Annotated in this window: 2 pseudogenes; both read left to right on the top strand. The window is 55.6% G+C overall.

Annotation, left to right across the window (positions count from 1 at the left end):
- Window positions 1–134, top strand: a pseudogene (locus E5W70_RS32710) (S-(hydroxymethyl)glutathione dehydrogenase); the annotation flags it as partial.
- Window positions 135–205: 71 nt separating this feature from the next.
- Window positions 206–392 (top strand): annotated as a pseudogene (locus E5W70_RS32705) (aldehyde-activating protein); the annotation flags it as partial.

The raw sequence follows: 392 nt of genomic DNA, 5'->3' as shown, positions 1-392 counted from the left end.
TCGTCGACTGGTACATGGATGGCAAGATCGAGATCGATCCGATGATCACCCACACACTGAAGCTCGAGGACATCAACAAGGGTTTTGACCTGATGCATGAAGGCAAGTCGATCAGGAGCGTGGTGGTTTACTGACGAGGAGAAAGCCGCCGGCTAACCAGCCAGCGGCCGAAAAATGCAGATGTTCAACAAGGGAGGAAACAAAAATGCCGGAAAAACTGCATCCTAAGATCGACAATGGACTGCCCAGGCAAAAGGCCGACTTTGCCGGCGGCACGCTGGTCTGCGCCTGCACCAGCAACTCGGTCAAGGTGAAGGTCAAGGGCCAGATCGCCCATAACCATGCCTGCGGCTGCACCAAATGCTGGAAGCCGGAAGGCGCACTGTTCTCGG

This window comes from Mesorhizobium sp., assembly GCF_005063415.1.
Lineage (GTDB): Bacteria > Pseudomonadota > Alphaproteobacteria > Rhizobiales > Rhizobiaceae > Mesorhizobium.
This window is presented reverse-complemented; position numbering and strand designations above follow the sequence as displayed.